This window comes from Sinorhizobium psoraleae (assembly GCF_013283645.1).
Classification (GTDB): domain Bacteria; phylum Pseudomonadota; class Alphaproteobacteria; order Rhizobiales; family Rhizobiaceae; genus Sinorhizobium; species Sinorhizobium psoraleae.
In genome coordinates, this window is sequence record NZ_JABEKV010000036.1 from 1 (window position 1) to 5161 (window position 5161).

1 protein-coding gene is annotated in these 5161 nt (G+C 59.2%); it reads left to right on the forward strand.

The genetic code is table 11. The annotated features are described in order from the left end of the window. Positions 1-798: 798 nt before the first annotated feature. A partial coding sequence (locus ILFOPFJJ_RS34330; protein ID WP_173514835.1) for a hypothetical protein occupies positions 799-5161 on the forward strand: 4363 nt, incomplete at its 3' end.

Consider the following 5161-nt stretch of genomic DNA (forward strand, 5'->3'; position numbering starts at 1 on the left):
CGGCGACGAGGCCATCCTCAAGGCCAAACCGGAAACTTCTTCAACAGCCTGCTAGGGCTCCGATTGCGATACTTCGTGCGGGAGGACACCAGCCGCTGCACTTCGACAACCTCGTCGCCGATCGGCAGGCGCTGCAAAACCGACTGACGAGGCATTGATTTGCATTCCTTTATCGGCACGCTGAGGCAGTCGAGTTTGCCAGAAACCGGGTGTTTGCGAGAGGATTGAACGAAGCTGCCGGTAGCGCCCCGGTTGCGCCGAGCGCCGCGTCAAGGCGCAGTGAGCCAAAACCCACCTGACGATCATGCGGTGTTTTGTTCGCAGCACCAGAGCTGAAACCACTGCAGTATCAAGCGACTGAGGGATCCTCCTGTTCAGCAGCGAACATGCCAGCCGCCAGCGGTTTTCGTTCGAGCATGTACCGATCCGCGGCCTGGGCCTGTGCGATACATCGCCAAACCGGCAGGTAAGCATGCAGGTCAAGCCGGCCTGGGTTGGACGGCGCAGCCAGACAGAGCCCAGCCCGCAGGAAGATGTGTCAACGTTTCGTCAGCAACGGCTCGGAACGATATTGATGCGTCACCTGGGGAGCCCTCTCTTGCAGCCTACTTTAGGAACCGGCCTGCAGGCGTTTTCCGGGGTCATCACACCGCTAATTTCCTCTTGAACCCCGTGATCGCCCTGCAACACATTCTGGGATGACCGGCGGGCATTCTCGCCGTCAGGTTCTCGACAGCTTTCCTATGTCAGATTCAAGACCAGCTTCAAACGGGTTTAGATTGCTGAAGGTGAGAACGGATGAAATTCCCCTCGACAAAGCGGGTGCGTGGACAATCGGACAGGCCGGGCCGGAAAGCGAGCTCACCTGCGGCCGCAGGTGCGGCGGCCTTTGCGCGGCAACTGAGCGACATCGCCAGTTCAGGCGGAGGTGGTGAAGTAATGCCGACCGCCTCGGCGCCGCCGCCGGGTCAGTTGACTGGGGTTTTGCTGGGGAGCAGCAAGCAGCCTCTTTATTCGCAGGATGCTCCTTTTATTATGGGGCTTAGGGAGGTCCTCATCAACGCAGGTGCCGCCCAACACACCGCCAAGGACTATGTAAAAATTCTTCTCCGCTTTGGCCGCTGGCTCTTCGAAAACAACAAAAGGCCTATTCATCCGCGGCTCGACGACGAGTCGCTGACCGATGATGCCTGCGAGCTCATGAAAGAGGGTAACTCCAAGCTTCTCCTTAGGGCAATAGACCATCTCCGGACCTGGCAGGCGACGGGCGGAGTCGCGCCGATCGCAGGCCGCGCTGAGTTGAATCCTCACCCGGAGGACGCGGCTCTCATCAAAGAGTATAAAAACGAAGCAGCGACAGAAACCGGCAGGAGGAATGCAACTGCTCTTAGCAGCTTCAGTGACTATCTGCGTCAAAACAACAAGTTGGGCATTGCTGATCGGCTGTCCGGCAACGGGTTGGATGGGGATGTCAGGAGCTATAAGGAGGATGCCGGCGATGATCGGACCATTGCCTCCGCACTGGCTCATCTCCGAAAATCCCGGGCCGGCGCCAGAGCGATGGAGCGCGAGCGCCATATTCCCCCCGTTTCTGACGCCGAAGACGTGGCACCGATGGAGCCGACGCGGATCGGCGACGCCGCTTGGCAGCACAGTGCTGCTCAGGACGCTGGTACTTGGCCAATGGAGCTTCCGGCGTCAGGCTACAACGAGGTGCTTCTGGGGCTGATTGACGAACCGGGCCCGTCGTCCTCGGCGCCGCAGCCGGCTCAGTCAACTCAGTTTTTGAGAAGTGTCAGCAACCGCCCTCTTCATCCGGTGGATGCTCCCCTTATTTTGGGGCTTAGGGAGGCCCTCATCAACGGAGGTGCCGCCGAACGCACCGCCAAGGGCTATGTAAATACTCTTCTCGGCTTTGGCCGCTGGCTCTTCGAAAACAACAAAAGGCCTATTCATCCGCGGCTCGACAACGAGTCGCTGACCGATGATGCGCGCGAGTTCATGAAAAAGGGTAAGTCGTCCAAGCTTCTCCTTACGGCAATAGACCATCTTCGGACCTGGCAGGCGACGGGCGAAGTCGTGCCGATCGCAGGCCGCGCTGAGCTGAGGCCTCACCCCCGGGACGCGGCTCTCATCAAAGAGTATAAAAACGAAGCAGCGACAGAAACCGGCAAGAGGAATGCAACTGCCCTTAGCAGCTTCAGTGACTACCTGCGTCAGAACAACAAGATGGGCATTGCTGATCGGCTGTCCGGCAACGGGTTGGATGGGGATGTCAGGACCTATAAGGAGGACGCCGGTGATGATCGGACCATTGCCTCCGCACTGGCTCATCTCCGAAAATCGCAGGCCGGCGCAAAAGCGATGGAGCGCGAGCGCCATATTCCCCCTGTTTGTGACCCCGAAGTCGCGGCACTGATGGAGCCGACCTACGTCGGCCACGCCGCTACCGCTGAGCACAGCGCGTCGCAGGAAGCTGGCATTTGGCCAAAGGAGCTTCCTGCGCCAGGCTACAATGAGGTGCCTGTTGGGCTGATGGACGAACCGGGCCCGTCGTCCTCGGCGCCGCAGCCGGCTCAGGCAACTCAGTTTTTGAGAAGTGTCAGCAATCGCCCTCTTCATGCGGTGGATACTGAGCTTATTTTGGGGCTCGTGAATACTCTCAAGGGAGACGCCGCCAGCGAAAATGTAAGTACTCTTCTCACCTTTGGCCACTGGCTCTTCGCAAACAAAAAAGATCCCATTAAGGACCGGCTCGACAAGCAGTCGCTGACCGACGATGCGCGCGAGTTCATCGGAAAGCGTGACCCCAAGACACTTCGTAAGGCAATAGGTCATCTCCGGACTTGGCAGTCGACGGGGGGAATCGTGCCCCTCGCGCGGCGCGCTGAGCCGTCTCGCGAGGACGCAGCTCTCATCAACGAGTACAGAAACGAAGCAGCGACAAACACCGTCAGGAAGTATTCAACTGCACTTAGGAGCTTCAGTGACTACCTGCGTCAAAACAACAAGAAGGGCATTGCTGGGCGGCTCTGCGGCAACGCGTTGGACGGAGATGTCAAGGGCTACAGGAAGGACGCCGATGGTGATCGGAGCATTGGTCCCGCACTCGTTCATCTCCGAAAATCGCAAGCCGGCGCCAAGGCGATGGAGCGCGAGCGCCATATTCTCCCCGTTTCGGATCCCGAAGACGCCGCACTGATGGAGCCGCGGCGGGTCGGCGACGCCGCGGGGCAGCACAGCACCTCCCAGGAAGCTGGAAGCCGACCAAAGGAGCTTCCTGCGAAAGCTCACGATCAGGATGTGTGTTTGGTGCTGATGGACGAACCGGGGCCATCGTTGTCGGCGCCTCAGCCGGCTCAGTCAACTGGACTTCGCAGGAATCAGCCTCTTTATCCTGGCGATGCTGAGATTATTTTGGGGCTTGAGAAGGCCCTGATCAATGCCTCCGAGCACACCGTCAAAGACTATGTACGTTCTCTTCTCAGCTTTGGCCGCTGGCTCCTCGCAAATAATAAAGATCCTATTAAGGACCGGCTCGACAAGCAATCGCTGAGCGATGATGCGCGCGAGTTCATTGGAAAGCGTGACCCCAAGACAATCCGTAAGGCAATAGACCATCTCCGGACCTGGCAGTCGACGGGCGGAGTCGTGCCGATCGCAGGCCGCGCTGAGCTGAACCCTTATCCCCAGGACGCGGCTCTCATCAAAGAGTATAAAAACGAAACAGCGACAGATACCAGCAAAAGGAATGCTACTGCTCTTAGGAGCTTCAGTGACTACCTGCGTCAAAACAACAAGAAGAACATTGCTGGTCGGCTTTCCGGCAGCGCGTTGGATGGGGATGTCAAGACTTACAAGCAGGACGCCCATGGTGATCAGAAGATCGGTCCCGCACTGGCTCATCTCCGAAAGTCGCAGGCCGGCGCAAAAGCGATGGAGCGCGAGCGCCAAATTCCCCCCGTTTCTGATCCAGAAGACGCCGCACCGATGGAGCCGAGGCAGGCCCGCGACGCCGCTGGGCAGCGTAGCGCTTCTCCGGAGGCTGGCAGTTGGCCAAAGGAGCTTCCTGCGAACGCCCACGATCAGGATTTGAGTTCGGGGGCGATGGATGAACCCGGCCCGTTGTCCTTCGGGCCGCGGCCTGCTCGGCCACCGGGGCTCCGCAGGAAGCAACCTCTTTATCCCGAGGATGCCGAGCTTATCTCGGGGCTTGAGCAGCCCCTCATCAAAGGCGGAGCCACCGAAGGCACCGCCAGACTTTATGTACGCCTTCTTCGCAGCTATGGCCACTGGCTCTTCGCAAATAAAAAAAACGGCATTGTTACTCAGCTCAACAACAAGTCGCTGACCGATGGCGGTGACATGCTTGAGTTCATCGGAAAGGGTAATCCCAGGAGACTCCGCACGGCAATAGGTCATCTCCGGACCTGGCAGTCGACGGGCGGAGTCGTGCCGATTGCAGGCCGCGCTAAGCTGAATCCTGCCACCGAGATGGAGCCGAGCCGGATCGACGCCGGTAGGCAGCACAGCGCGTTGCGGGAAGCTGGCAGTTGGCGAAAGGAGGCTCCTGCGAATGCCCACGATCAGGGTTTGAGTTTGGGGCTGATGGACGAACCCGGGCCGTCGTCCTCGGCGCTACAGTCGACTGGGATTGTGATGGGGCAGAGCAAGCAGTCACTTTACTCCGAGGATGCTTCGCTTATTTCGGGGCTTGAGGCGACCCTCATCAAAGGCAGTGCCTCCGAGCGCACCGTCAAGAATAATGTAGGTCTTCTTCGCCGCTTTGGCCGGTGGCTCTTCGAGAATAACAAAACGAGCATTGTTGCTCGGCTCGACAACAAGTCGCTGACCGATGGCGGTGAGGTGCTCGAGTTCATCGGAAAGCGTGATCCTAAGACGCTCCTTAGGGTAATAGACCGACTCCGAACATTTCGGTCGACGGGCGAAGTCGTGCCGATCGCAGGCCGCGCTGAGCCGAATCCTGCCCCCGACATGGAGCCAACGCGGGTCGGCGACGCCGCTACCGCTGAGCACAGCGCGTCGCAGGAAGCTGGCATTTGGCCAAAGGAGCTTCCTGCGCCAGGCTACAATGAGGTGCCTGTTGGGCTGATGGACGAACCGGGCCCGTCGTCATCTGTCGAGCCAGCCCCGCGCCATG